1 protein-coding gene is annotated in these 1,271 nt (G+C 73.1%); it reads right to left on the bottom strand.

The window, feature by feature from the left end; genetic code table 11:
* A partial coding sequence (locus C1I97_RS37465; protein WP_111007311.1) for a transcriptional regulator occupies window positions 1-1,030 on the bottom strand: 1,030 nt, incomplete at its 3' end.
* Window positions 1,031-1,271 lie beyond the last annotated feature (241 nt).

A 1,271-nucleotide genomic window follows, 5' to 3' on the forward strand; every position in this document is an offset into this window, starting at 1 on the left:
ACACCGGGTCGTCCCCCGTGTCCGACCCGGCGGCCTCCAGCGCGCGCACCGCCCGCCCCGCGGCCACCTGCGCCGCCCGCGCGTCCCCCATCAGCGCGTGCCCGCGCGCCTCGGCCGCGTGGAACATCGCCTCCGCGCGCGGTGTCACACGCCCGCGTGCGCCCTCCTGCGCCGCCCGCGCCAACTGCGCGATCTCCCGCGGGTTTCCGAGCTGCGCGGCGAGGTGGCTCATGGAGGCGGCCAGCACGTAGCCGCCGTAGCCGCGGTCGCCGGCCGCCTGGGCGAGCCGCAGCGCCTGGATGTAGTACCGCTGGGCCAGGCCTGGTTGACCGGTGTCGACGGCCATGTACCCGGCGAGTTCGGTGAGTCGGGCCACCGCGGCGAACAAGTCGCGGCCCACCGCCTCCCGGTACGACCCGGCGAGCAGCCCGGAGACGACGCTGTTGAGGTAGTGCACGACCACCGGGCGCACATGCCCGCTGCCGTAGGTGTGGTCCAGGCCGACCAGCGCCTGCGTCATGGCCTGTACGGCCGCCACGTCGGACTGGCCCACCCTCGGCCCCACCGTGCGCGCGACCTGCCCGTCCGGCGCGGAGATCAGCCAGTCGCGGCTCGGCTCGACCAGCGCGGACGCGGCGACGGAGGAACCGGACAGGAAGTCCCGGCGGCCCACGTCGCTGCGCCACAGTTCGCAGACCTGCTCGATGGCCCCCAGTACCGTCGGCGAGAACTGGAGACCCACACCGGAGGCGAGGTTCTTGCCGTTGGCCATGCCGATCTCGTCGATCGTGACCGTACGGCCCAGCTTGCGGCCCAGCGCCTCGGCGATGATCGCCGGGGCACGCCCGCGTGGCTGCTGCCCGCGCAGCCAGCGTGCCACGGACGTCTTGTCGTACCGCAGGTCGAGGCCGTGCTCGGCGCCGCACATGTTGACCCGGCGGGCCAGCCCGGCGTTCGAGCAGCCCGCTTCCTGGATGAGCGCCTGCAGCCGTTCGTTCGGCTGCCGCGCGACGAGAGGCCTTGCGGCCATGGCGTAACCCCCTGTAGCTGCGGTGCCCTGCCCACGCACCGAGTCGACGAGTCTTGCGCGACCGGAGACAGTCCGCGTCCCGGCGGGAAGTTCCGGACGTGAAGATCAATGCCCCGCGTACCTACCGAAAATGCGAGACATGCGAGGATTGCCGGGGTAAAGGCAAATACCACCCCACACCGAACTACCCAGCGCCCGCCGACAATCCTCCCGCGCGCCCCCGCCCGGGGCGCACGGGGGC

The organism is Streptomyces sp. NTH33 (genome assembly GCF_003236365.1).
Taxonomy (GTDB): Bacteria; Actinomycetota; Actinomycetes; order Streptomycetales; family Streptomycetaceae; genus Streptomyces.